Source organism: Nocardioides sp. WS12 (assembly GCF_014108865.1).
Lineage (GTDB): Bacteria > Actinomycetota > Actinomycetes > Propionibacteriales > Nocardioidaceae > Nocardioides.
In genome coordinates this window covers 3,274,084-3,297,668 of the sequence record NZ_CP053928.1, presented here as the reverse complement: position 1 = coordinate 3,297,668, position 23,585 = coordinate 3,274,084, and the positions used below count along the sequence as shown (strand labels likewise).

The window sequence follows — 23,585 nt, the reverse complement described above, 5'->3', positions numbered from 1 at the left end:
CGACGTGGACCTGACCGAGAGCGCCGAGGACCGTGCCTTCCGCGCGGAGATCCGTTCCTGGCTCGCCGAGCACCTGACCGGCGAGTGGGCCGACCTGCGCGGCCGCGGTGGTCCGGGGCGCGAGCACGAGGCGCACGAAGAACGACTGGCCTGGAACCGACTCCTTGCCGAGCACGGCTGGACCGCCGTCGGCTGGCCGAAGGAGTACGGCGGTCGGGGGCTCTCGTTGTGGCAACAGGTGATCTTCCACGAGGAGTACGCCCGGGCCGACGCGCCTGCCGGCGTGAACCACCTGGGTGAGCAACTGCTCGGCCCCACTCTCATTGCTTTCGGCACCGAGGAGCAGAAGAAGCGCTTCCTGCCCGAGATCGTTGCGGTCCGTGAACTCTGGTCGCAGGGCTACTCCGAACCGGGCGCTGGTTCCGACCTGGCGAACGTGCAGACGAAGGCGCGGCTCGATGACTCCACGGGCGAGTGGGTGATCGACGGCCAGAAGGTGTGGACGTCGCTGGCCCACCTGTCCGACTGGTGCTTCGTCGTGGCCCGCACCGAGCCCGGATCGGTCCGCCACCAGGGCCTGTCCTTCCTGCTCGTCCCGCTCGATCAGCCCGGCGTCGAGATCCGGCCGATCGAGCAACTCACCAGTGGCTCGGAGTTCAACGAGGTCTTCTTCACCGGCGCCCGCACGGCGGCCGACATGGTCGTCGGCGATCCCGGACGAGGCTGGGGCGTGGCGATGGGCCTGCTCGGCTTCGAGCGCGGCGTGTCGACGCTCGGCCAGACCGTCGGGTTCGAGCGCGAACTCGACACCGTCATCGCTCGCGCCCAGGCCAACGGCTCGATCGACGACCCGATCGTCAGGGACCGGCTGGCGCGGTCGAAGACCGAGCTCGCCGTGATCCGCAGCTTCGCGCTGCGCTCGCTGGCGCTGGTCGAGGGCGGCCAGGACTCGGCTGCCGGCGGCGGTGCCGGATCGATCTTCAAACTGGCCTGGGCCACCTGGCACCGCACTCTTGGTGAGGTCGCCATGGACGTCGCCGGTGCCGACGGGCTGCTGTCCCGCCCCTCTGCGGCGGCGTCGGGGTCCTACGACCTCGACGAACACCAGCGGCTCTTCCTCTTCTCCCGTGCCGACACCCTCTACGGCGGCAGCGACGAGATTCAGAAGAACATCCTCGCTGAGCGAGTACTGGGACTACCGAAGGAGCCACGCGGATGACGATCACTCGCGAAGAACAGCCCACCCCCGACTACGTTCCGGGGCACAACCTGCTGGCCGGCAAGGTCATCGTGGTGACGGCAGCCGCCGGTGCCGGGATCGGAGCGGCCGTCGTACGACGGGCACTGGAGGAGGGCGCGAAGGCGGTCGTCTTCAGCGACACGCACGAGCGTCGCCTCAAGGAGGCCGAGGAGGCGCTGGGCGCCGAGTTCGGCGCGGACCGGGTCCGCCAACTCGTCTGCAACGTGACCCTGGAGGAGGACATCCAGGCCCTCCTCGACGCGGCCGACGAGTTCGGCGGCGTCGACGTCCTCATCAACAACGCGGGACTGGGTGGCACTGACTCGATCCTCGAGGTGACTGACGAGACCTGGAACCGGGTCATCGACATCACGCTGACTGGCACCATGCGCGCCACGCGCGCGGCCGGGCAGCGCTTCGTCGCCGCCGGCAAGAAGGGCATCATCATCAACAACGCCTCGGTGATCGGATGGCGCGCGCAGGAGGGCCAGGCCCACTACGCCGCCGCCAAGGCCGGCGTGATGGCGCTGACCCGCTGCTCCGCGCTCGACCTCGCGCCGCACGGCATCCGGGTCAACGCGGTCTCGCCCAGCCTGGCGATGCACCCCTTCCTGGAGAAGGTGACGTCGCCCGAACTGCTCCACGAACTCAAGCAGCGCGAAGCATTCGGGCGCGCCGCGGCCCCGTGGGAGGTGGCCAACGTGATGGTGTTCCTCGCAAGCGACTACTCGTCGTACCTGACCGGTGAGGTGATCAGTGTCAGCAGTCAGCACGCCTGAATCCAACGGCGCCGGACCCAGCCGCCGCGAGCAGCTGCTCGCGATCGCGGCCGGCGTCTTCGCGAACAAGGGCTTCCGGGCCACGACGGTGCGCGACATCGCCGACGCTGCGGGCATCCAGAACGGCAGCCTTTACCACCACTTCGACTCCAAGGAGTCGATGGTCGACGAGATCCTGTCGACCTTCCAGGAGGAGCTCTTCGGGCAGTACGACGCCATCCTGGCCAGCAGCGACGACGCCCGCACCAAGCTCGAGGCCGCCGTCCGGGTCTCGTTCGAGGCGATCGACAAGCACCCGCACGAGGTGGCGATCTTCCAGAACGATGCCGACCACCTCGGCACGTTCGAGCGCTTCGGCTATCTCGCCGACCGCAACGCCCAGTCCCGCCAGGTCTGGGTCACGCTGATCGAGGAGGGCGTGCGCACCGGTGTCCTGCGCTCCGACCTCGACGTGACCCTCACCTACCGCTTCATCCGCGACACGGTGTGGGTGGCCGTGCGCTGGTACCGCCCCGGGCGCGACCTCACCCACACCGACATCGCTGACCAGTACGTCCGGATCCTGCTCGACGGGATCGCTGAGAGGAACACCCATGCCTGAGGCCTACATCATCGACGCTGCCCGCACCGCGGTCGGCAAGCGCGGGGGAGCGCTCGCCGCTGTCCACTCCGCCGACCTTGCCGCGCACACGCTCGCGGCCCTGGTCGAGCGCACCGGGATCGACCCCGGCGCCGTGGACGACGTGATCCTCGGTTGTTGCGACACCATCGGCTCCCAGGCCGGCGACGTGGCCCGTACGGCGTGGCTGGTCGCTGGGCTTCCGGACCACGTGCCCGGTGTGACGATCGACCGTCAGTGCGGCTCGTCCCAGCAGGCCGTGCACTTCGCTGCTCAGGGCGTCATGTCCGGCACCCAGGATCTGGTCATCGCCGGTGGCGTGCAGAACATGAGTGCCATCCCGATCTCCGCCGCAATGCTGGTCGGCCAGCAGTACGGCTTCACCACGCCGTTCGCCGAGTCGCCCGGCTGGGCCAAGCGCTACGGCGACGTCGAGGTCAGCCAGTTCAACTCCGCCGAGATGATCGCCGCCAAGTGGGACATCTCCCGCCTGGACATGGAGCAGTACGCCCTCGCGTCGCACACCCGCGCGCGGACGGCGATCGCCGAAGGCCGCTTTGCCCGCGAGATCGTGCCGTTCACGTTGGAGGACGGCACCGTCTTCGACGTCGACCAGTGCCCCCGCGAGACGTCGCTGGAGAAGATGGCGGGCCTCGAACCGCTGGCTCCCGGCGGCCGGATCACGGCCGCTGTCGCGTCGCAGATCTGCGACGCCTCGTCCGCGATGTTGATCGCCTCCGAGCAGGCCGTGAAGGACCACGACCTGACGCCGCGGGCTCGCGTCGTGCACCTGTCGGTGCGTGGCGACGACCCGGTCTGGATGCTCACGGGTCCGATCGAGGCGACCAAGCACGCCCTCGCGAAGTCCGGACTCTCGATCGACGACATCGACCTCTTCGAGTGCAACGAGGCCTTCGCCTCGGTCGTGCTGGCCTGGATGAAGGAGACCGGCGCGCCGCACGAGAAGGTCAACGTCAACGGCGGCGGCATCGCCCTCGGTCACCCGATCGGCGCGACCGGGACCCGCCTGATGACCACGATGCTCAACGAACTCGAGCGCACCGGGGGCCGCTACGCCCTGCAGACGATGTGCGAGGGCGGCGGTCAGGCCAACGTGACGATCATCGAGCGCCTGGGCTGAACCCCGCGCACGTGTGAGAGCCCCCTTTCCGGGGCATGTTGCTCAACGTCAGCGAGCCGCTGCCGATGAGTTGCACAAGGGAAAGGGGGCATCATGAGCCACCGTCGTACTGAGATTCCGGTCTACGTCCTCGCTACGTATGCGCTGGGCTGCATTGCCGGACGATCCATTGCTGTCCTCTGGGCGCGTGGTCGCGTGGATGAGCGCGGCGTGCGCCGTCTGGCGAGCGGCGCGGCTGAGCTCGCCCACCGCCTTCCGCACGGCGTCGCTGATCAGCAGCACGCTGCCTGACGACGTACCCGGTGCCGGTCACCGGACTGTTCATCGGACGCGGCGCCGGCGTCGCTCGGACTCGAACACCAGCTTGCGGAACCGGTCACCGTGGAGCTTGGGGTCCAGGAAGGCAACGGCGACTCCGAGGCCTCCGCTGATGAAGTCGACGTGCCGGATCACCCGGGCGGGTTGGGTGTAGTTGGTGCCCTCGACACGGACGGTGGCATCGACCAGAGTCCCGGCGGTGGGCGGTTCGGTGCGGACGACGGCCAGCAAGCCCCCTTCGCCGAGGTCGACGGCGACGGCCACCAGTTCGGCCGGTTGCGGCCGATCGAACTCGTCGGTGCCATCGGTCCAGGTCAGCAGGACCGGCACCGAGACACGTGCCCGGAAGTAGTTGCGTGCCTGGACTCGCATCGCCGGCGCGCTCAGGCGCAGCAGCCAGACCCGGCCGTACGCGCGCTTGGCTGGCTGCGAACTCACCAGGCACTCCATCCGGCCCAGGGGATAGGTCCAGGACACGGTTGCTTCGAAGTGGTGCTCCAGCGGGTCGTGGCCGTCAGGGCACGCGACGACGAGGTTGGTCCCGCCGTCGGGTTGCGGCTCCAGGTCCAGAACGCGTGTGGTGAGCGCGATCGGCTCTCCCGCAGTCGGGCGCAGTGTCAGAGCGACCGTCTGAAGGATCCCTGGGTGGACTTCCGGACCTGATGGGTCCGGGCTGGGGACCGACATGTTCTTCTCGTCGGCTCCGCGATGGTCGACCTGAGCACTCCGCCAGAACGTGCGGGTCGCGATGTCGGTGGGACCTGCTTCGATGAAGGCATGATCGATCACCTCGGCATCAACTGTGCAGATCTTGACGCCTCGAAGGCGTTCTACGACGCGGTCCTCGCGCCCCTCGGTTTCGCCCGCGTGCTCGACTACGACGTCGCCTGTGGCTACGGCACGCCGGAGGATCCGGCCTTCTGGCTCAGCCGGTACGACGACATGCCGGCCAATCGCGAAGTCCATGTCGCCTTCCAGGCGGCCGACGTCGCCGCCGTCCACGCCTTCCACGACGCCGCGGTGGCCGCGGGTGCCGAGGTCCTGCACGCTCCGCGCCCGTTCCCGGAGTACCACCCGGGCTACTACGGCGCCTTCGTGCGCGACCTCGATGGCAACAACATCGAGGCGGTGACGCACCGGTACGCTCCGGCCCCATGAGCGCTTCTCCGGACCTGTTGGCCCTGCTCGCGCAGGGTGGCTGGGAACTCGTCGATCCGCGGCCGACGGCCGCCCAGCATCCGGACACGTTCGGGATGCCGACAGCGGCCGAGCTCGACGCGCTGGTGCCCGGCAGCATGGTGCGCGCGATGTTCCAGGTCGTCACGATCGCCGACGTCGTACGCGACGGGGTGGCGCCGTACGACGACGCGGGACAGCCGAACCTGGTCACGCAGGTCGAGCGGATGTGGGCCATCGTGCTGGGAGTCCATGGCGACACGGTCGAGTGCGCCCTCGACAACCTCCCGTTCGGCACCCACACGCGCCTGCTGCCCAACGACCGGCTGCACCTGCCGTTGTCCCACCTGATCGCGACCGGGGCGCAGGTGCCGGACTACGACGACTTCTTGGCGTTCCTCGCGAAGTGGGAGGCCGATCCGGACAACCCGGGGACCGACCCGACCTCACCGGTGGACCCGCTCGCGCCGCCGCGCATCCGTGGTGACCAGCAGGAGGTCTGCGATCGCATGGGTGCCCGCCCGGAGCCGCCGTGGCCGATGGGCAGCGGCCTGCTCGCCAAGAACGTCACACCGCAGTCGTTGCTCGTCTACGGCGCCCGGTTCCCCGCCGACGCCGAGCGGCGGGACACGGGCTGGGTGGTGTTCGCCGAGAACGACGACTTCGACACCGTCAGCAAGACGGTGGGCTTCACCGTGGCGACGCTGCAGGACATGTACCAGGCGCACCCGGCCATCTGGCCCTATATCGCCCTGCCGACGGGCTGGGGCTTCACGCTTGCTGCAGGCACCGAGCACGACGTCTATCAGGTCGAGATCAGCGACGACTGACAGGTCAGAGCACGATCCACCAGAGGCCGACGACGCCGGGGAGCAGTCCGAGCAGTAGCCAGGGCGACAGCCACTTGCGGTGGTTGATCACCAGCGTCGCTGCGATGCCGCCGACCATGAACACCGTCGCGATGGTGAGCAGCGTGAGTTGTGCGTCGAGCCGGTCCTCGCCCACGTGCCGGGCCGCGATCACCAGCCCGGCGGACAGGTGCAGGACGGTGGTGATGGCCAGCACCGAGACCACCCGGCGCTGCACACGGGCGAGCCGCTCGAGGTCCTTGGGGTCGGGGGCCTTGCGTGGGGCGTTCGGGTCCATCAGGTGCTTGCGACGCGGAGCGCTCGGGCTGGGTGTCGGCGTCGGCTGGTTCACCTCTCGACAATATCCAGTGGCGGAGCACGACCTGTCACCGCATGCTGCTGCCATGGAGATTCATCCGTTTGGCCCCGATGACGTGGCCGAAATCGATGCGTGGGTCGACCTGACCAACGCCACGAACAGCGTCGACAGCCCCTGGAACCGGCCGCAGACGCGAGCGATGGCCGTCGGTCGTTTCCGGCACGGCTGGGACGGCGAGGTCGACACGCCCTACCTTGCGCGCGTCGACGACGTCGTGGTCGGCAGCGGCGCGATCAGCGCCAGCGAGTACGACAACCTCGAGCTGGCCTGGATTCGGGTCGAGGTGCACCCGGAGCATCGCCGCCAGGGCCATGGAGCCGGGATCCTCGAGGTCCTGCTTGACGAGGCGCGCCGCCGCGGACGGAAGATCATCGCGGGTGAGGGCTGGGACTCGGCCGCGGCCGATGGCTTCGCTGCCCGGCACGGCTTCGAGAAGAAGCTTGCCTCGATCAACCGGCGACAGGTGCTGGCGGACATCGACTGGCCCGAGCTGGACAAGCGGTACGACGCCGCCCTGCCTCACGCGACGGACTACGTCCTCGAGCGTTGGAGCGTCCCGACGCCGGTCGAACGTCTCGACTCGCTTGCCGTGATGGCGTCGGCCATCAACGATGCGCCGACCGATGACCTGGACTACGAGGACGAGGTCTTCACGGCCGAGCGGATGGCTGCCTACGAGACGGCCATGGCCGGTCGCGGGGAGCGCCTCTATCGCGTGGTGGCGCGCCACGTCCCGTCCGGCGAACTCGCCGCGCAGACGGTGATCGTCGTCTCGGAGGAGGACCCGACCTGGGGTGACCAGCACGACACCTCGGTGATGCGCGCCCATCGGGGCCACCGGCTCGGCCTGCTACTCAAGGCGGACATGCTGCGCTGGCTGCGCGATGACGAGCCGCAACTGAAGACAGTCGACACGTGGAACGCGGAATCCAACGACCACATGATCGGCGTCAACGAGATCCTGGGCTACCAGGTGTTGGGCCGGGAGTGGGCCTACCAGCGCAACCTGGGGTGATCAGGAGTAGCGGTGGCTCTTTGCGCTGTGCCCGCGCTCGCGGGTGCAGGTGCGCCCGCTCATGTTGCGGTGACCGCACAGGGCCTCGTCGGTCTCGCCGTCGGCGACCGGGGCGCTGGCCGCGGCCTTGGCCGCCGGCTTGGCGGTCGCCTTCTTCGGCGCGGCTTTGGCGGTCGTCGCGGGCGTCCCGGTCCGGGCGTTTGCTGCTGCGTAGCGGGCTTCGCGCATCGCGCGCAGTCCATCCATCTTGCTCATCGGCACTTCACGTCCCTGACCCTAGGCGACAGCACCGACAGAACGGCGGCCGGTAGGCTCGACAGGCCGAACACCCGAGGGGGACGACATGGTTGCGAGCCGCTCCGCTCGTGAGAGGAAGGCCGCCGTACAGGCCGGTCCGCTCTCCAAGGTGAAGATCGACGTCGACGCGAACGACCAGTTCGTCTACAAGATCAACTGCGCGGAATGCACGGTCCGTGGCCACATCCACTGGTCGACACTGCGCCCCGGCGAGGACAACGGCTTCATGGCCGCGATGGACCGCTGGATCTTCCATCTTCGCGAGAAGCACCCCGCGAGCGACGCGCCGTGCCTGGAGTTCCTCGAGGCCGCGCAGCAGCGCCTGCAGGAGCGTCGCGAGTCCAGGGACGGATGAGCCCACGGGCTCAGGGAGGCAGAGCGATTCCGACCTACGGTCGCGACATGCGTAACAAGAGCGCCTTCGCCTTCGCCCTCAGCCTGCTGCTCCTCAGTGGCTGCGGCACCGAACCCAGTGGCGCAGAGGGTGGCCCGGCCCCTCTGCCCGACGACACGTACCAGCGGGTGTTGAGCCAGGGTGTCGACCCAGACCTGGTGCACACCATCGAGTTGCCCGGATTCGAACTGGCGGAGCAGTCCGCTGCCGTGTTCGGCGACTCCGACTACGGCGCGGTGTACGTGCCCACGAAACAACCGTTCACCGTCCACGTCCGTTTCGACGTCAAGGGCGGCTCCTACGACGAGGCACGTTGCGAGCGTGACCCCCTGAGCGGCTCGAGCGGCGGCGAGGCGGCCGCCGTCGAGTCGTGTGAGCCGGACGCCGACGGGTGGTACCGCACCGGCGGCGGTTGGCAGGAGTACGTCGTACGCCATGACGGCTTCCATCTGACCGTTGGCGCCCCTTCAACGGCGGTGGACCGGGATTCCCTGACCAAGGCCGCGCTCGACGCTCGGCGCCAGGACGGGTCATCCGCGTCGCCTGCGTCGCCGTCGTCCCCGGTCACGCGCGGCGACCTGCCGACGACCGGGGATGGTGCACCCGTCGACCCGTACGGAACGAGCCCGCCGGGCGGGTAGTGGGCTACGCGTGGGTGACGGTTGCTTCGGCTGTGTCGTCAAGGACACGGAGGATGTTTCCGCCCATGAGCTTCGCGAGTTCGCGCGCGCTCCAGCCGCGCTCGGCCAGGCGGTCGATGAGGACAGCGAACCCGCTGACGTCGCCCATGTCGTCAGGGAAGTCGCCGCCGCCGTCGTAGTCGGACCCGAGGCCGACGTGGTCGATCCCGGCAACCTCCCGGGCGTGCTCGATGTGATCGGCGACCTGGTCGACCGTCACCGGTGGACGGGCGCCGTGCTTGCCCTGGTCGTGCCAGTACCAGTAGTCCGCGCTGACGAATTCGGGCACGAACGCCACCATCAGAATGCCTCCGTTGGTGGAGAGCCGACCGAGTACGTCGTCAGGGACGTTCCGCGGGTGCGGACAGACCTGATGGGACGACGAGTGACTGAAGATGACGGGGGCGGAACTGACGTCGAGGGTCTGTCGCATGGTGTCGAACGAGGCGTGCGAGAGGTCGGCCAACACGCCGAGCCGGTTCATCTCGGCCACCACTTCGCGGCCGAAGCCAGTGAGCCCTCCGTGGGCCCGAACGTCCGTGGCCGAGTCGGCCCAAGGGGTGTTGTGGTTGTGGGTGAGCGTCAGGTACTTGACCCCCAGACCCGCCAGGACGCGCAGCACCGCGAGGGACCCGCCGATGCTGTTCCCGCCTTCGGCACCCAGCAGCGATGCGATCTGTCCACGTTCCCATGCGGTTCGGATCTCGGATCCGGTGCGCGCAAGGACGAAGGTGTCGGGGTAACGGCGGACCAGGCGGTGGATGAAGTCGATCTGTTCCAGGGTGTACTGGACCGCTTCGGACGGCGGAAGGCCGCCCTGGGAGTACACGGACCAGAACTGTGCGCCGACCCCACCGGCACGCAGTCGGTTGATGTCGGTCTTGAACGGGTGCTCGGGCCCGTCGAGTCCGTCGACGGTGTAGCCGGCCACTGTCCGCGAGGACCAGGCCAGGTCGTTGTGCCCGTCGATGATCTGTGACAGGTCGTGTGCCTGCTGTGCAACGGGATGGGTGTAGGCCGGTCGGGTCGATGTCATGTCGGTTCGCCGGACGCATTGATCAAGGCATCGGGGTCCAGACGCGGCGGAACGCTCGCGAGTGCGGTCTGCACCAGCGACGTCCGGGCCTTGATCACCACTGCTCGGCGCAACTTGCCCAGTTCGTCACCGACGAGCCCGGTGATCGTCTCGGTCACCTGGCTGTTCGTGTACGACGGCCGCGTCCCCGGCTCGACCTCAACGTCCGGGAGTGCGACCAGTACCGGCAGGATCTGGTCGCCGAGGGCGTCGAGCACCTTGTACCGCTGGTGGCGGTCCATCTCGTTCCACACGGTGTCGATGTCCTTGCCGCCCTTGCGCACCTTGCGGTTCGCAGCGACCACGGTCTTGGCTGCCCCGGTCAGGGCAACGGTCAGCTCGTGCTCGGTGAATCGCATGGGCCCAGCATGACGGATGGGGGAGTCTGGCAGCAGTGGCGAGGGGTACCCGGTGGTTGAGGTGCGAGCCAACTCGGCGAGCCCGGTGGTTGAGGTGCGAGCGAAGCGAGCCTCGAAACCCCCGGCCAGTCCATCAACTCTCCACAGGCTTGGTGGGGACTTTCCCCTGTCCACAGGCGGGTTTCCGCCGCTTCGCGATGTCGGTGGTCGGTGATCTAATACATGTATGGATCTCGGAACCGACACCCGCTCTGACCGGGCGCTGCTGTCCGATCTCAGCAAGGGCGTCAAGGTCCGCCAGGCTGCGCTGGTCAAGGAATGGATCGACATCGCGACCTGGGCCAGGCGCAACATCGTCACGAGCCCCGAGCATGCCGCGACCATCGTCGACGGTGTCATCGACACCGGTGTCCCGATCGCCGGCGCCGGTGCACCGTTGGTGTCCGAGTTCAACCTGATGGAACTCGTCGCCGTGCTCGGCAGGTCCCCTGACGGTGGTCGTGGGTACGTCGGGCGGATCATCGAGTGCGCCTGGCGCCTCCCCGGGATCTACACCTCGGTCATCGAGGGCCGGTTGGAGCCGTGGCGGGCCGAACGCATCGCCGACCTCACCCGGCCCCTCAACGCCGAAGCGGCTGCGTTCGTGGACCGCCAACTCGCTGCGGTCGGTGGCGTGGGGTGGGCACAGCTCGAACGGCTGGTTCAGGAAGCGGTGATCAGGTTCGACCCCGAACGCGCCGAAGCCGAGCGCCAGGCCGCCGCCGATGCCCGCCGGGTCGACGTCGGTGAGGTCGACGCGAACGGGCAGGTCGAGTCCCACTCGGTTCTGGATGCCGCGGATGCCCATGACTTCGACCTCGCGTTGTCGCGTCGAGCCAAGATCCGGGGACAGCTCGGTGACACCGACTCCTTCGACGTCCGCCGCTCCAAGTCCGTTGGCGACATGGCCCGTCAGGACCTGTCCCTGGACCTGCTGTTCGCCGACGAAGAGACCGGTGAAGTCGTGGCCGAGTCACACGGCCGCAAGGTCGAACTGAGCGTCCACATCACCGACACCGCGCTCACCTCTGACGATGAGGACGACCCGTTCGCGAACCCGGTCGGCCGCTGGGACCAAGGCCGCACCCCGATCTCCACCGCGCAGATCAAGGAATGGCTCCGCGCCCGCGACACCACCGTGATCGTGCGGCCGGTGATCGATCTCGCCGACTGCGTCCCGGTCGACTCCTACGAGATCCCCGACCGGATCCGCAGGCGGGTCGAGCTCCGCGACCATTCGTGCCGGTTCCCTTGGTGCGGCAGGCCAGCGGCGAAGTGCGATCTCGATCATGTGGTCCCGCACAACAAGGGCGGCCCGACCTGCACCTGCAACCTCGCGCCCGGATGCCGACGACATCACCGCGCCAAGACCTTCTCCAACTGGCGCTACGTGATCGTCCTACCCGGGCATTACCTGTGGATCAGCCCGAACGGCCACCACTTCCTCGTCGGACCCGACGGCACCCAAGCCCCTCGACCCACCCCGCCTCGTCGACCCCGCCGATTAAATCCCCGTCCCGCACCCGCCCACCAGCTGGGCCAGTGGCATGCCAGGAGCGCATTGGTGCGCGCACACCGGGCACGCGCGTACATGTCGATGTGCGCGCAGTTCCAACCGAGCGTCGGTCCGCGTGATCGTCCGTCATTGGGGTGGCTTGCTGCCACTGAGTGACACCAAACCACCCCGCTCACAGGGATCGCATCGCTCGCCTCCAGGCGCACTGACATGCCGCTGGTGGGGCGGGGATCTGCGCTGCCTGCGCTAGTCGATCTCGGCCAGGTCGTACTTGGTGCTGAACCCAGCGGGACTCATGTGATCCAGATCGGTCCGCACCTGAGCCAGCTTGGCCGCTATCGTCCGCCGTCTCGCCGCGGACGCAACTCCGACTGTTCCGCCACTGCCGCGTCTCGTGACGACAACGGTGAACCGGTCAGTCATCGCTTCCTCAAGCAAGTCGGGCAGAAAGAACAGGAACGCGTCGAGCCAACTCCACCAGGGCGGGCCTCCGAGCTTGAAGATTGACGCCGCGTACACGTCCGCTGCGCGTTGATCCTCGCTCATCCTCTTGGCCTGTCTTCGTCGTCCGGGCTAGAGCTCTAGGTTCCCACGCGGGCTTCTTCAGAAGCGCCCGACTCTGCCGCCGAGCGCGCGGCCGTGCCGAGGAGCGCGCATTCGGCCGAAGCGGCAGACTGCAAGTTGTGGACTCCCAACGTTGGTCCGATCTGGTGTCGGAGATGTACTGCCTCGTGCGGGAGCAAGCCTTCCTGCACGAGGTGACCCATCAAGTCACCGACCTTCACGGTGACGGGCGCGACGTCGTGCACGGCCCTTGGCTGCCACGCGAGTGCCAGGCCGCCCTGACACCTTGGCACCGAGCGGGCTGGATCGACCTGATCGCGGATGCAGACCCTCCTCTCCTGCTATCCGATGCCACGTGGCGCGCAGGTGCGACTCGAAAGGACTCCTACCTGGTCCTGGCGGCAGTGGACGCGAGCGCTCTCCTGCGCGAACCCTCGCGCTGGAGCGCTCATGCCGCCGACGGGCACGTCATGTTGTGCCTCAGTGACGAGGGAGACCGCCACGACTACCCCGAGTGGCTGGCACTGGCGGACCAAGGCGGGTCTGCAGTTTAGGAAGTGTCGGACGTTGCCGCAGCGAGGCGAACGGCCCGTACATTCCGCTGTCGGGACGGTGCGGACCACCCGTGATGCGAACACGGTTGGAGCGCATTCAGACAACCTATGATGGTCGGGTGGCCGACGGTGAAGTGAGCAGCATTGCTCGCTGCGACGAGGACGGTGGTGTCGTGAACGCTCCATCGACGGGCGTGACCGCATCGCGGTGGTTCGGCATCCGCGCCGAATACGAGTACGTCTCTCCGTGGCGCAAATTCGCAGTAGCTCTACGCCAGTTCTTCGTTGGCCTCGCCAGTCTCGGGTTGACCCTCATCGTGTACAACCCGAAGCGCTGGTGCAACGTGATCGTTTACGACCGTCTTGATGGCCGGCCAGTACAGGTGTTCGCACACTCTCATCTGGGCCCGGCCGATTCTCACGCAGTCAATCTCCTGGAGCGCGCGCGAACCATGGACGTCGTTGACTTCTGTAGAGAACTTTCGCATCGCGCCGGAGAAGGTGCTCGGCGACGGCCTTGAGCCTCCCCAGCAACACCTGATCGATTGGGTAGAGGTCAAGCCTGACGGCTCTCGTACCTCGCGAACGCACTAGGGCTGTCGCCACAACCTCGACGCACTCACATGCCGCTGTCAGATCACAGGTCGATTGGCCAGATCTCGAAGCAGGAAGGTCTCACGGCAACTTCGGAACCCAAGACCCCGAGTGGCGGAACTCCTTGGACCTCAAGCAACAACAGCCCTTCTCCAACCCTTAAGACCACCGACTCGCCCTCGATGTCCTCGACGATGCCAACAAGCAACTGACCGTCCTCACTGACACCGTCTGGACTGGTGATGGAAGCCCCTGCCTCCCATACAAGGTCGCCGTGTGCATCGAGTTCCACGTGTTGCGCCTCCCCAATGAGAGGTGGTTTCACGCCTCGCCAACGTCCGATCAACAGTCCGACTGACGTCTCGCAGGTCACTGTTCGATGCGTAGCTTCCGTCGACTCGCGCACGGTGATCAGCATGGAACCGATCATGTCGCATGAGGCCGCACCCGCACGCACATGCCGCCCTGCGAGCGCAACGGACGTATGGCGCGACCAACAAGCAACCAAGGGATCCGCTTCGCTCCTAGACTTCAGGTGTGGCGCTCGCTCTCGAGGTACTCATCGCTCTCTTGGTGTGGCTCGCCATTTTCGGAATCATTCTGTTCTGGCGCTCACGGCTGCACACGCCTCGTGGTCCAGAAGACGCGCGGTTGCCAAGAGCAGGGAGCACACAACTCATCTGGCTTGTGCTGGGCCTGGTGTTCGTCGCGCTCGCGGGCCTCAACATCGCAGTCAGCGACGCGACGTGGCTTGGTGTGGCACAGCTAGGAATGGGGATCGCCTTCATTGCCCGGCACATCGGGATCCGCGCTGACCGGGCTCGCGTTCCGACGAACAGGTAGACCCGTCGGCGCCTGCGAATCTCAGACCAGGTACGACGACCCCCGCCGCAGTTCTGCCGCCGCCTGCACGACGATCCGCTCGATCAGTTCCTGACACGTGGGCAGGTCGTCGATGACGCCGACGACCTGGCCGCTGGCCAGCACGCCCGCGGACGTGTCGCCCTCGACGAGGCCGGCGCGCAGCATGGTGGGGGTGTTGGCGGCGAGGGCCATCTGGCCAAGGGTGCGGCCCTGGGCCTTCTTCATGGCCCGGCCGTCCTTGAGCAGCTCGGTCCAGGACATGCCTGACGACTTCTTGAACTCCAGGGTGCGACGCGCGGTCGGGCCGAGGCGGCGTACGGCCGAGGTCTCCTCGAGCGACTCGACCAACTCGGTGCGCAGCATCCGGTGCGGCATGCCGTCGACCTTGGCGGTGACGACGGTGTCGGTCAGGCCCTTCTCCAGGTAGAGGTGCTTGACCGCATCCGGCACCGCGCTGTCCTGGGTGAGCAGGAAGCGGGTGCCCATGCCGACGCCGGCGGCGCCGTACGACAACGCGGCGGCGAGGCCGCGGCCGTCGAAGAAGCCACCGGCCGCGATGACGGGGATGTCGACCGCGTCCAGCACCGTCGGCAACAGGAGCGTCGTCGGGATGGCTCCGGTGTGGCCCCCACCCTCGCCGCCCTGCACCATGACGGCGTCCGCACCCCACGCGGCGACCTTCTTGGCGTGCTTCGCCGCGCCGATCGACGGCATCACGACGATGTCGTGTTCCTTCAGCTTTGCGATCAGCTCGGGCTTCGGCGCAAGGGCGAACGAGGCGACCTTGACGCCGTACTCGATGAGGAGCTGGCAGCGCGCAGGCGCATCGCCGGCGTCGGCGCGGAGGTTCACGCCGAAAGGCTTGTCCGTGCGGTTCTTGGTCTCGACGATCGCCTTCTCGAGCTCCTCGAAGGTCATCGTTGCCGAAGCGAGAATGCCGAGACCGCCGGCCTCGGCGGTGCCGGAGACAAGACGCGGGCCGGACACCCAACCCATGCCGGTCTGCACGATCGGGTGCGGTACGCCGACCAGGTCGGTGAACGGCGTCCGGATCTGTTGCGCGATCACGTCGCGGCTCCATCCGTTGTGACCGGCTCCGGCACCTCGCGGAAGCGCAGACCCTTGGGGTCGAGCACCTCGCGGATGATGATCAGTTCCTCGAGGGACGGCTCGCGCGTCGTCGGTACGTCGGCCGGGATGTCCAGCACGAAACCGGTCGCCTCGACGATCTCCTCGACGTTCACACCCGGGTGGACGGAGAGCAGTCGGACGGTGTCGTCGGCACCCTTGACGTCGAACACGCCCAGGTTGGTGACGATCCGGTGGATGTCGTTGTACTTCGAGGCACCCGGACCGGCGGCCTTCGCACGAGAGGGCCCGACGCCGGAGACGATGTCGACGTTCTCCACGAAGACCCGGGTGTTGTGCTTCGGGACCCAGTACGACGTCCGGTTGTTCACCGTGTTGCCGGGCGCACCGCGGGAGCCGAGCAGTTGGCGCTTCGGCTGGGCGAAGTCACCGATCGCAGAAATGTTCTGGTTGCCCTGGCGGTCGACCTGGGTCGCGCCCATCATCACGTGGCGCTTGCCGTAGGCGACGACGTCGAAGACGCGGCGGAACGGGATCCAGCCCTCGACGACATCGGCCTTCGCGAACAGCGGGGGAGTCCCGCCGAGGAAGAGTGACTCGCCGTCGGAGATCACCAGATCGGGATTGGACGTGAGCCGGGCGAGCCGGACACCCAGCATCGGCAACATGCCCATGGGGGAGGCGAAGATCTCGCCGTCGTCCTTGAATGCGTCGGCGATGGCGGCAGCGCACACATCTGCGCGAGAGAACTCGGTCATCACTTTGCTCCTTCGAGCTCGGCGTGGAAGGCAGCAACCGCTGCCTGGTAGGCGTCTTCGTCGCCGGACAGGAATCGCTCCTCGAACGCGGCCCAGTCCTCATCGGACCCGCCCGCCGCGGCGGCGTACGCCTTCTGGAACTTCTCGTCGCGCTCGTAGTCCGGGGTGCAGACCGTGAAGTGAGCGCCGTTGGGCGTCTCGACGACACCGTCGACCATCATCCGGCTGATCAGGAGGCGCTGGACCGGGGTGTCGACCGTGAGGCCGGCCGTGTCGACGATCTGCTCGACCGATACGAACGCCTTGTCGGCGGCCTGCACGAACAGGTCGTCGAAGTACGGGTCGGGCCCGAGGTAGGTCGCGTTGCCGTGGACGTCCGCGCGGTTCAGGTGCACCAGGGCGACGTCGAGCTTGAGCGCCGGGACGGCGGTGAGCTCCTCGAAGTCGCCGTTCTCGTCGGCGTACGGCGACGCGACGGTCTTGATCCACGCGTTGTTGACCAGCACGTCGGAGCCGAGGCCGGCGCGCATCGGCAGGAACGGGAGGCGCTGGGCTGCGGCGTACAGGCCGGTCTGGAACATGCCTTCGTCGAGCTCGACGATCTCGGGGATCGTGCCGTTCTGGCGCGCGCGCTGGAAGTTGGGCTCCAGCGGGATCGAGTCCAGCGAGACGAACGCGTACACGAGCTTGCGGATCTTGCCGGCCCGGGCGAGCAGGCCGACGTCGGCGCCGCCCCAGCTGACGATGGTCAGGTCCTTGAGGTCGGAGCGCAGGATCGCGCGGACCAGGGCCATCGGCTTGCGCCGCGGACCCCAACCGCCGATGCCGATCGTCATTCCGTCGGAGAGCTGGGCGACGACCTCGTCGATCGTCATCTGCTTGTCGCGAGGCTTGGTCACTTCTTGGCCTTTTCCGTTCCCGCGAACTCGTCGCGAAGCTCGTCACTGACACCGGCGAGGTTGAGCTCGAAGGTGAACCCCTGCTCGAACCGGTAGCTCTTGTTCACGTCGACGGGCTCGATCCCGTTCAACGCTTCCTTCGCGGCCCGGATGACCCGGGTGTCCTTGTCGGCGATCGACGCGGCGACCTCGAGTGCGACGGCATCGAGCTCGTCGCGGGGAGCCAGCCGGTAGACCGAGCCAAAGCGGTGCAGCTCGGTGGCGGGGATGGTCGCCGCGGTGAAGTACAGCGCGCGCATCATCTGCTGCGGGACCAGCCGCGCCATGTGGGTGGCCGCGCCCAGCGCACCCTGCTTGACCTCCGGGACACCGAAGTAGGCGTCATCGCTGGCCACCACGATGTCGGCGTTGCCGACCAGGCCGACCCCGCCACCCACGCAGAAACCGTTGACGACCGCGATGACGGGGACCGCGCACTCGTAGACAGCCTTGAACGCAGCGAAGCAGCCCTTGTTGGCGCCGATCAGTGCGTCGAACCCGGTGGTGTTCTGCATCTCCTTGATGTCGACGCCGGCGTTGAAGCCCTTGCCCTCGGCGCGCAGGACCACGACCTTGGTCGCCAGGTCCGCGCTCGCCTCGTCGAGAGCCGCCGCCACGTCGAACCAGCCCTGCACGGTGAGGGCGTTGACCGGGGGCGCGTTCATGGTGACGACGCGGATGCCGTCGTCGCGCAGTTCACTGGAAACCGTCATGGGAAGCACCCTACCAAGCATTTGCTTGGTAGGGTGCCAGCATGTCACTCCAACTCGATCTCGCCGGGCGGGTCGCCCTCGTCACCGGCGGCGCGAAGGGCATCGGCCGCGGCATCACCGAGGTGCTGCTCGAAGCTGGCGCCACGGTCGTCACCTGCGGCCGGTCCGAAGCGACGCCGCCGGTCGGAGCCACGCACCGGATCTGCGACGTGCGCGATCCCGAGTCCGTCGATGCGCTCGTGGCAGGCATTGCCGAGGAGTTCGGGCGCCTCGATGTCGTCGTGAACAACGCCGGCGGGGCGCCGTACGCGCTCGCGGCGGAGGCGTCGCCGCGCTTCCACGACAAGATCATCGGCCTCAACCTGATGTCCGCGCTCCTGGTCAGCCAGGCGGCCAACCGCGTGATGCAGGACCAGCCCACCGGTGGCTCGATCATCAACATCTCGTCCGTGTCCGGACTCCGTCCGTCCCCGGGGACGGCGGCGTACGGCGCTGCGAAGGCCGGGCTCGACTCGCTCACGACCTCGCTGGCCCAGGAGTGGGGTCCCAAGGTCCGGGTCAACGCGATCGACGTCGGGCTGGTCCGTACGCCCGACACCGCCGACCACTACGGCGGCGACGAGACCGTTGTCCTCATTGAACGCACGATCCCGCTCGGTCGGATGGCCGATGTCGCGGAGATCGGACGGGTGGCAGCCTTCCTGGCCAGCGACCTGTCGTCGTACGTCTCCGGTGCCCAGCTCGCCTGCCATGGCGGGGGAGAGCAGCCGGTCTTCCTTCACATCGCCCAGAACAAGGAGAACAACAAGTGAGCAGGTTGCTGGAAGGTCGCGTCGCAATCGTGACGGGTGCGGGACGCGGGATCGGTCGCGCTCACGCGCTGGAGTTGGCGCGTCACGGCGCGAAGGTCGTCGTCAACGACTACGGCGTCTCGGCTGCGGGCGAGGGTACGCAGGAGTCGCCGGCCCATGAGGTCGTCGCCGAGATCGAGGCCATGGGCGGCGAGGCTGTGGTCAACGGCGCCGACGTCGCCGACTTCGCGGCCGCCGAGGCGATGGTGCGCCAGGCGATCGACACCTTCGGTGGACTCGACATCCTGGTCAACAATGCCGGCTTCCTGCGCGACCGGATGCTGATCAACACCTCCGAGGAGGAGTGGGACTCGGTGGTCCGGGTGCACCTCAAGGGGCACTTCGCGCCGTTGCGCCACGCCGGTGCGTACTGGCGGGCCGAGGCCAAGGAGGGCCGCCAGCGTGCGGCCCGGGTCATCAACACCTCGTCGGGTGCGGGCCTCCAGGGCTCGCTCGGCCAGACGACGTACTCCGCAGCCAAGGCCGGCATTGCCGGCATGACGCTGGTGGCAGCTGTCGAGATGAGCCGGTACGGCGTCACGGTCAACGCCATCGCACCGGTCGCCAAGACGCGGATGACTGAGGGTGCTTTCGACACGTCAGCCATGGCGCTTCCCGAGGACAACTCGCCGGTCGTGGCCTGGCTCGCGTCCGAGGAGGCCGGCGACGTCACCGGTCGCGTCATCGAGATCGACGGCAGCGTCGTCACGGTCGAGAACGGCTGGTCGCACGGCCCGTCCCGCGACAACGGACAGCGCTGGGAGGCGACCTCTGTCGGCCCCGTCCTGCGTCAACTGCTGGCCGAGGCGCCGGTGCCGGAGCCGGTCTACGGAACGGGTAGCTAGCCACGTTTACGAAAGGCTTTCGTTTCTGCACGAAAGTGTGTAGCGTCGGGGTCATGACTGCTGTTGAGGCCCCGATGCTGACGAACTTCGATCCGACGGACCCGGACATCCTGCGTCAGCGGATGCCGCACGAGGAGCTCCTGGCGCTCCGTCAGACGGCTCCGGTGAGCTGGATCGAGCAGGCCGACCCGGGTGCGCGGGCCGGGTTCCTCGACACCGGCTACTGGGCGCTCAGCAAGCATGCCGACGTCGCCGCGGTCTCGAAGAACCAGGCCGACTTCTCGACGTACGAGAACGGCGTGATCATTCGTTTCGCGCCCGACATGACGCGCGAGGAGCTCGAGCAGACCCGCTTCCTGCTGATCAACCACGACTCGGCCGAGCACACGAAGCTGCGCCAGATCATCTCCCGCGCCTTCACGCCGCGCGCCGTCAGCAGCCTCCACGAATGGCTCAAGGAGCGCGCCGAGAAGATCGTGGACGAGGCGCTCGCGAAGGAGTCCGGGAACTTCGTCACGGACATTGCCGCCGAGCTCCCGCTCCAGGCCATTGCCCAGCTCCTCGGCGTCCCACAAGAGGACCGCGGAAAGCTCTTCGAGTGGTCCAACCAGATGCTGTCGTACGACGACCCGGAGCTCGGCGGCGACCAGATGACCGCGTTCATGGAGATCCTCGCGTACTCCATGGCGCTCGCCGACGACCGTCGTCGAAACCCCCAGGACGACATCGTCACCAAGCTGGTCTCGGCGGACGTCGACGGCAACGGCCTCACGGACGACGAGTTCGGCTTCTTCATGATCCTGCTGGCGGTGGCCGGCAACGAGACCACGCGCAACGCCATCACGCTCGGCATGAAGGCGTTCATCGACAACCCGGACCAGTGGGAGCTCTACCGGAGCCAGCGCCCTGACACCGCTGTCGACGAGATCATCCGCTGGGCCACGCCGGTCACGGTCTTCCAGCGCACCGCCAAGCGGGACCTCGAGATCAGCGGTCGGCAGATCAAGGAGGGCGACCGCGTCGGCCTGTTCTATGCGTCGGCCAACTACGACGAGGACGTCTTCGAGGACCCGTTCACGTTCAACATCCTGCGGGAGACCAACCCGCACCAGGCGTTCGGTGGCCACGGTGCGCACTACTGCATCGGCGCCAATCTGGCCCGGCTCGAAGTCAAGCTGATCTTCGATGCCCTTGCCGACCGCGACGCGAAGGTCAGCCTGACTGGCGAGCCCACGAAGCTGCGGAGCGGCTGGATCAACGGCGTCAAGGACATGCCGGTCAGCTACCGCTGATCAAACAAAGAGGCGGTGTCCCCCTGGGGGGACACCGCCTCTTGTTCTGTCTCCGGATGGGGCCGGATCAGATCCGCTCGATGATCGTGCCTGTCGCCATCGCGCCGCCCGCGCACATCGAGATCAGTGCGGTGGACTGGTCGCGGCGCTCCAGTTCGTGCAGCGCGGTGGTGATGAGCCGGACGCCGGTCGCGCCCACGGGGTGGCCCAGGGCGATCGCGCCGCCGTTGACGTTGACCTTGTCCATGTCGACGCCGTGCACGCCGGCCCACGACAGGACGACCGACGCGAAGGCCTCGTTGACCTCGAACAGGTCGAAGTCGCTGATCGACATCCCGGTGCGGTCGAGCAGGCGCTGGGTCGCGTCGACCGGGCCGTCGAGGTGGAAGTAGGGGTCGGATCCGATGAGGGTCTGCGACACGATCCGGGCGCGCGGGGTCAGGCCGAGGGAGCGGGCCTTGTCCTCGTCCATGATCAGCAGGGCCGCGGCGCCGTCGGAGATCTGCGACGACGTACCGGCCGTGTGCAGGCCGTCGGGCAGGACGGACCTGAGGCTCGCCAGGCCCTCGAGCGTGGTGTCGCGCAGGCCCTGATCGGTGTCGATCAGTCGGGTCTCGCCGGTCGGGTTGCCCTCGGCGTCCAGCACGGGCGCCTCGATGGCCGCGATCTCGCGCTTGAAGCGGCCCTCGTCGACGGCGGCGCGTGCCTTGGCCTGCGAAGCGAGGCCGAGGGCCTCGAGGTCGGCCCGCGAGATGCCACGGTGCTTCGCGATCCGGTCGGCGGCTTCGAACTGGTTGGGCATGTCGATCGACCAGTCGGCGGGACGCGGGTCGCCCATGCCCGGAGGCACGTTGGCGCCCAGCGGGATGCGGGACATCATCTCCACGCCGCAGGCGATGCCGACGTCGATGGACCCGGCGGCGACCATGTCGTTGATCAGGTGCGTGGCCTGCTGCCCCGAGCCGCACTGGGCGTCGAGCGACGTACCGGCGGTGGCCTGCGCGAGGCCGGCGTACAGCCAGGCGCGGCGCACCATGCCGTTGGACTGTTCGCCCGCCTGAGTGACACAGCCGCCGATGACCTGCTCGACGAGCGCCGGGTCGACCCCGGCGCGACGGAGCACTTCGGCCTGGATGAAACCGAGGGTCTGGGCGGGATGGAGGCCGGCGAGCCAGCCCTTTCGCTTGCCCAGGGGAGTGCGGACGGCATCGACGATGACAGGGGTACCCATGGGGGCAGGCTACCACCGAACTAGAACAGGTTCTCGTTTCGTCCCGATGGTCAAACACGCTTCGCGAAACCCTTTCGTTCCCGGGCAACGCTTTGTACTGTGGGCGGAACTAGAACGTGTTCCATTACTGAAAGGTCCGGCGCGTGACCGAGCTTCTCCTTCCGGCGGGTTGGGACCCGACCAACCCTGACATCAACGCGGTCGCACTGCCGCACGAGGAGTTCCGCTCGTTGCGTGCGAACGAGCCGATCCGGTGGATCGAACAACCGCCCGAAGCCCGCGCGGGCTTCCTGGACACCGGCTACTGGGCTTGCACCCGGCACCAGGAGGTTCGGGAGATCTCCAAGGACAACGAGAACTGGTCCACCGCCGAGAATGGCGTGATCATCAGGTTCGCCGAGGACATGACGCGCGACCAGGTCGAGGTCCAGCGGGCGATGCTGATCCACCACGACCCGCCGGACCACACCAAGATGCGCGGCATCGTGTCCCGCGGCTTCACGCCGCGTGCGATCGCCAGCCTCAAGGAGAACCTGCGCGCCCGCGCGTACGAGATCGTGCAGGAGTCCGTGGATCGCGGCGCAGGCGACTTCGTCGAGGACCTCGCCGCCGAGCTGCCGCTCCAGGCCATCGCCGACTTCCTGGGAGTCCCGCACGAGGACCGCAAGAAGATCTTCGAGTGGTCCAACTCGATGATGGGTTACGACGACCCGGACAACACCTCCGACCCGGCCACCGCGTCGATGGAGCTCCTCGTCTACTTCGACGCACTCGCCAACGAGCGCCGCGCCAACCCGCAGGACGACATCGTCACCAAGCTCGTCAGTGTCGGCCAGGACGACGACCACGGTGCGCTCACCAACGACGAGTTCGGGTTCTTCGTCATCCTGCTGGCCGTGGCCGGCAACGAGACGACCCGCAACGCGATCAGCCACGGCATGCACGCGTTCTTCCAGCACCCCGACCAGTGGGAGCTGTGGAAGAAGGAGCGCCCCGACACGATGATCGACGAGATCATCCGCTGGTCGACGCCGGTCACGGTGTTCCAGCGCACGGCCAAGAACGACGTCGTCGTCGCCGGCCAGGAGGTCAAGAAGGGTGCCCGCGTGGGCATCTTCTACGCCTCGGCCAACTTCGACGAGACCGTCTTCGACGACCCGTTCACCTTCGACATCACCCGCGAGAAGAACCCGCACGTCGCGTTCGGTGGCCACGGTGCCCACTACTGCATCGGCGCCAACCTGGCCCGGATGGAGATCAAGCTGATCTTCGATGCGCTCGCCGACCTGGCGCCCGACATCCAGTTGGCCGAGGAGCCGAAGCGGCTGCGCTCCGGCTGGCTCAACGCGATCAAGGAGATGCAGGTCAAGTACGCCTGATCTCCCTTCAGCGCAGGTTCAGGGTGGTTCCACGACAA

The 23,585-nt window shown here is 67.6% G+C and carries 29 protein-coding genes; 17 read left to right on the top strand and 12 right to left on the bottom strand.

Annotated features, from left to right (window positions below; all coding sequences use genetic code 11):
- The first annotated feature begins 4 nt into the window (after nt 1–4).
- From HRC28_RS16100 to HRC28_RS16080, 5 genes are all read left to right on the top strand, one after another.
- The gene (locus HRC28_RS16100) at nt 5–1,219 is read left to right on the top strand and encodes an acyl-CoA dehydrogenase family protein (protein WP_237111521.1); all 1,215 of its coding nucleotides are present in this window, start codon (nt 5–7) and stop codon (nt 1,217–1,219) included.
- A complete protein-coding gene (locus HRC28_RS16095; protein ID WP_182376480.1) occupies nt 1,216–2,019 on the top strand; it encodes an SDR family oxidoreductase in 804 nt (267 codons plus the stop codon). Before HRC28_RS16100 ends, HRC28_RS16095 begins: the two co-directional genes overlap by 4 nt.
- Nucleotides 1,997–2,620, top strand: a complete 624-nt coding sequence (locus HRC28_RS16090; RefSeq protein WP_182376479.1) for a TetR/AcrR family transcriptional regulator — start codon at nt 1,997–1,999, stop codon at nt 2,618–2,620. Before HRC28_RS16095 ends, HRC28_RS16090 begins: the two co-directional genes overlap by 23 nt.
- Nucleotides 2,613–3,779, top strand: coding sequence for an acetyl-CoA C-acetyltransferase (locus HRC28_RS16085; RefSeq protein ID WP_182376478.1), 1,167 nt, complete (start codon nt 2,613–2,615; stop codon nt 3,777–3,779). Before HRC28_RS16090 ends, HRC28_RS16085 begins: the two co-directional genes overlap by 8 nt.
- A 93-nt stretch (nt 3,780–3,872) precedes the next feature.
- Nucleotides 3,873–4,070, top strand: a complete 198-nt coding sequence (locus tag HRC28_RS16080) for a hypothetical protein (RefSeq protein ID WP_182376477.1) — start codon at nt 3,873–3,875, stop codon at nt 4,068–4,070.
- Between the two features lie 30 nt (nt 4,071–4,100).
- On the opposite strand, the gene HRC28_RS16075 is transcribed toward HRC28_RS16080, so the two are convergent.
- Nucleotides 4,101–4,886, bottom strand: coding sequence for a PilZ domain-containing protein (locus tag HRC28_RS16075; RefSeq protein WP_182376476.1), 786 nt, complete (start codon nt 4,884–4,886; stop codon nt 4,101–4,103).
- Here HRC28_RS16075 and HRC28_RS16070 point away from each other — a divergent pair.
- Both HRC28_RS16070 and HRC28_RS16065 read left to right on the top strand, forming a co-directional pair.
- The gene (locus HRC28_RS16070) at nt 4,875–5,255 is read left to right on the top strand and encodes a VOC family protein (protein ID WP_182376475.1); all 381 of its coding nucleotides are present in this window, start codon (nt 4,875–4,877) and stop codon (nt 5,253–5,255) included. The genes HRC28_RS16075 and HRC28_RS16070 overlap by 12 nt on opposite strands.
- Nucleotides 5,252–6,103 carry a hypothetical protein gene (locus tag HRC28_RS16065; RefSeq protein WP_182376474.1) on the top strand — a complete coding sequence of 284 codons (852 nt, stop codon included), beginning with the start codon at nt 5,252–5,254 and terminating at the stop codon, nt 6,101–6,103. Before HRC28_RS16070 ends, HRC28_RS16065 begins: the two co-directional genes overlap by 4 nt.
- Before the next feature lie 4 nt (nt 6,104–6,107).
- On the opposite strand, the gene HRC28_RS16060 is transcribed toward HRC28_RS16065, so the two are convergent.
- Entirely contained in the window at nt 6,108–6,473 is a 366-nt protein-coding gene (locus HRC28_RS16060; RefSeq protein WP_182376473.1) for a hypothetical protein, read from the bottom strand.
- Nucleotides 6,474–6,525: 52 nt separating this feature from the next.
- Between HRC28_RS16060 and HRC28_RS16055 the strand changes: the two genes are divergently transcribed.
- On the top strand, nt 6,526–7,515 hold the full coding sequence (locus tag HRC28_RS16055) for a GNAT family N-acetyltransferase (protein ID WP_182376472.1): 990 nt from the start codon (nt 6,526–6,528) through the stop codon (nt 7,513–7,515).
- On the opposite strand, the gene HRC28_RS16050 is transcribed toward HRC28_RS16055, so the two are convergent.
- The gene (locus tag HRC28_RS16050; RefSeq protein ID WP_182376471.1) at nt 7,516–7,770 is read right to left on the bottom strand and encodes a hypothetical protein; all 255 of its coding nucleotides are present in this window, start codon (nt 7,768–7,770) and stop codon (nt 7,516–7,518) included. It abuts the gene before it with no gap.
- An 88-nt stretch (nt 7,771–7,858) separates the two neighbouring features.
- On the opposite strand from HRC28_RS16050, the gene HRC28_RS16045 reads away from it, so the two are divergent.
- Together HRC28_RS16045 and HRC28_RS16040 are read left to right on the top strand one after the other, a co-directional pair.
- Entirely contained in the window at nt 7,859–8,167 is a 309-nt protein-coding gene (locus tag HRC28_RS16045) for a hypothetical protein (RefSeq protein WP_182376470.1), read from the top strand.
- Nucleotides 8,168–8,214: 47 nt separating this feature from the next.
- Nucleotides 8,215–8,847, top strand: a complete 633-nt coding sequence (locus HRC28_RS16040; protein WP_182376469.1) for a hypothetical protein — start codon at nt 8,215–8,217, stop codon at nt 8,845–8,847.
- Nucleotides 8,848–8,851: 4 nt separating this feature from the next.
- On the opposite strand, the gene HRC28_RS16035 is transcribed toward HRC28_RS16040, so the two are convergent.
- A complete protein-coding gene (locus HRC28_RS16035) occupies nt 8,852–9,922 on the bottom strand; it encodes a dipeptidase (protein ID WP_182376468.1) in 1,071 nt (356 codons plus the stop codon).
- Entirely contained in the window at nt 9,919–10,320 is a 402-nt protein-coding gene (locus HRC28_RS16030) for a hypothetical protein (protein WP_182376467.1), read from the bottom strand. Before HRC28_RS16030 ends, HRC28_RS16035 begins: the two co-directional genes overlap by 4 nt.
- Nucleotides 10,321–10,546: 226 nt before the next feature.
- Between HRC28_RS16030 and HRC28_RS16025 the strand changes: the two genes are divergently transcribed.
- A complete protein-coding gene (locus HRC28_RS16025; RefSeq protein ID WP_182376466.1) occupies nt 10,547–12,031 on the top strand; it encodes an HNH endonuclease signature motif containing protein in 1,485 nt (494 codons plus the stop codon).
- Between the two features lie 90 nt (nt 12,032–12,121).
- On the opposite strand, the gene HRC28_RS16020 is transcribed toward HRC28_RS16025, so the two are convergent.
- On the bottom strand, nt 12,122–12,421 hold the full coding sequence (locus tag HRC28_RS16020) for a hypothetical protein (RefSeq protein WP_182376465.1): 300 nt from the start codon (nt 12,419–12,421) through the stop codon (nt 12,122–12,124).
- Nucleotides 12,422–13,112: 691 nt separating this feature from the next.
- Here HRC28_RS16020 and HRC28_RS16015 point away from each other — a divergent pair.
- Nucleotides 13,113–13,514 (top strand): hypothetical protein, encoded by a 402-nt coding sequence (locus HRC28_RS16015; RefSeq protein WP_182376464.1) that lies wholly within the window; start codon nt 13,113–13,115, stop codon nt 13,512–13,514.
- 116 nt (nt 13,515–13,630) lie between these two features.
- On the opposite strand, the gene HRC28_RS16010 is transcribed toward HRC28_RS16015, so the two are convergent.
- Nucleotides 13,631–13,879, bottom strand: a complete 249-nt coding sequence (locus HRC28_RS16010; protein WP_182376463.1) for a hypothetical protein — start codon at nt 13,877–13,879, stop codon at nt 13,631–13,633.
- A 245-nt stretch (nt 13,880–14,124) separates the two neighbouring features.
- On the opposite strand from HRC28_RS16010, the gene HRC28_RS16005 reads away from it, so the two are divergent.
- Nucleotides 14,125–14,430: a hypothetical protein gene (locus tag HRC28_RS16005; RefSeq protein WP_182376462.1), complete on the top strand. Its 306-nt coding sequence runs from the start codon at nt 14,125–14,127 to the stop codon at nt 14,428–14,430.
- Nucleotides 14,431–14,451: 21 nt separating this feature from the next.
- Here HRC28_RS16005 and HRC28_RS16000 read toward each other — a convergent pair whose 3' ends face one another.
- Genes HRC28_RS16000 through HRC28_RS15985 form a run of 4 tightly spaced genes read right to left on the bottom strand, consistent with a single transcriptional unit; the run spans nt 14,452 to nt 17,949 of the window.
- Complete coding sequence (locus HRC28_RS16000; RefSeq protein ID WP_182376461.1) at nt 14,452–15,519, bottom strand: nitronate monooxygenase; 1,068 nt, start codon at nt 15,517–15,519, stop codon at nt 14,452–14,454.
- Complete coding sequence (locus HRC28_RS15995; protein WP_182376460.1) at nt 15,516–16,298, bottom strand: CoA-transferase; 783 nt, start codon at nt 16,296–16,298, stop codon at nt 15,516–15,518. Before HRC28_RS15995 ends, HRC28_RS16000 begins: the two co-directional genes overlap by 4 nt.
- Nucleotides 16,298–17,197, bottom strand: a complete 900-nt coding sequence (locus HRC28_RS15990) for a CoA-transferase (RefSeq protein ID WP_237111520.1) — start codon at nt 17,195–17,197, stop codon at nt 16,298–16,300. Before HRC28_RS15990 ends, HRC28_RS15995 begins: the two co-directional genes overlap by 1 nt.
- Nucleotides 17,194–17,949 carry an enoyl-CoA hydratase family protein gene (locus tag HRC28_RS15985; protein WP_182376459.1) on the bottom strand — a complete coding sequence of 252 codons (756 nt, stop codon included), beginning with the start codon at nt 17,947–17,949 and terminating at the stop codon, nt 17,194–17,196. The genes HRC28_RS15990 and HRC28_RS15985 overlap by 4 nt, the downstream gene beginning before the upstream one ends.
- 41 nt (nt 17,950–17,990) lie before the next feature.
- Between HRC28_RS15985 and HRC28_RS15980 the strand changes: the two genes are divergently transcribed.
- From HRC28_RS15980 to HRC28_RS15970, 3 genes are read left to right on the top strand one after another with little or no spacing between them, the layout of a single operon-like run.
- Nucleotides 17,991–18,761, top strand: coding sequence for an SDR family oxidoreductase (locus HRC28_RS15980; RefSeq protein WP_182376458.1), 771 nt, complete (start codon nt 17,991–17,993; stop codon nt 18,759–18,761).
- Complete coding sequence (locus HRC28_RS15975; protein ID WP_182376457.1) at nt 18,758–19,645, top strand: SDR family oxidoreductase; 888 nt, start codon at nt 18,758–18,760, stop codon at nt 19,643–19,645. Before HRC28_RS15980 ends, HRC28_RS15975 begins: the two co-directional genes overlap by 4 nt.
- 53 nt (nt 19,646–19,698) lie before the next feature.
- Nucleotides 19,699–20,937: a cytochrome P450 gene (locus tag HRC28_RS15970; protein ID WP_182376456.1), complete on the top strand. Its 1,239-nt coding sequence runs from the start codon at nt 19,699–19,701 to the stop codon at nt 20,935–20,937.
- A 67-nt stretch (nt 20,938–21,004) separates the two neighbouring features.
- Here HRC28_RS15970 and HRC28_RS15965 read toward each other — a convergent pair whose 3' ends face one another.
- A complete protein-coding gene (locus tag HRC28_RS15965) occupies nt 21,005–22,168 on the bottom strand; it encodes a steroid 3-ketoacyl-CoA thiolase (RefSeq protein WP_182376455.1) in 1,164 nt (387 codons plus the stop codon).
- A gap of 143 nt (nt 22,169–22,311) precedes the next feature.
- On the opposite strand from HRC28_RS15965, the gene HRC28_RS15960 reads away from it, so the two are divergent.
- Entirely contained in the window at nt 22,312–23,547 is a 1,236-nt protein-coding gene (locus HRC28_RS15960; RefSeq protein ID WP_182376454.1) for a cytochrome P450, read from the top strand.
- The last annotated feature ends 38 nt before the right edge of the window (nt 23,548–23,585 follow it).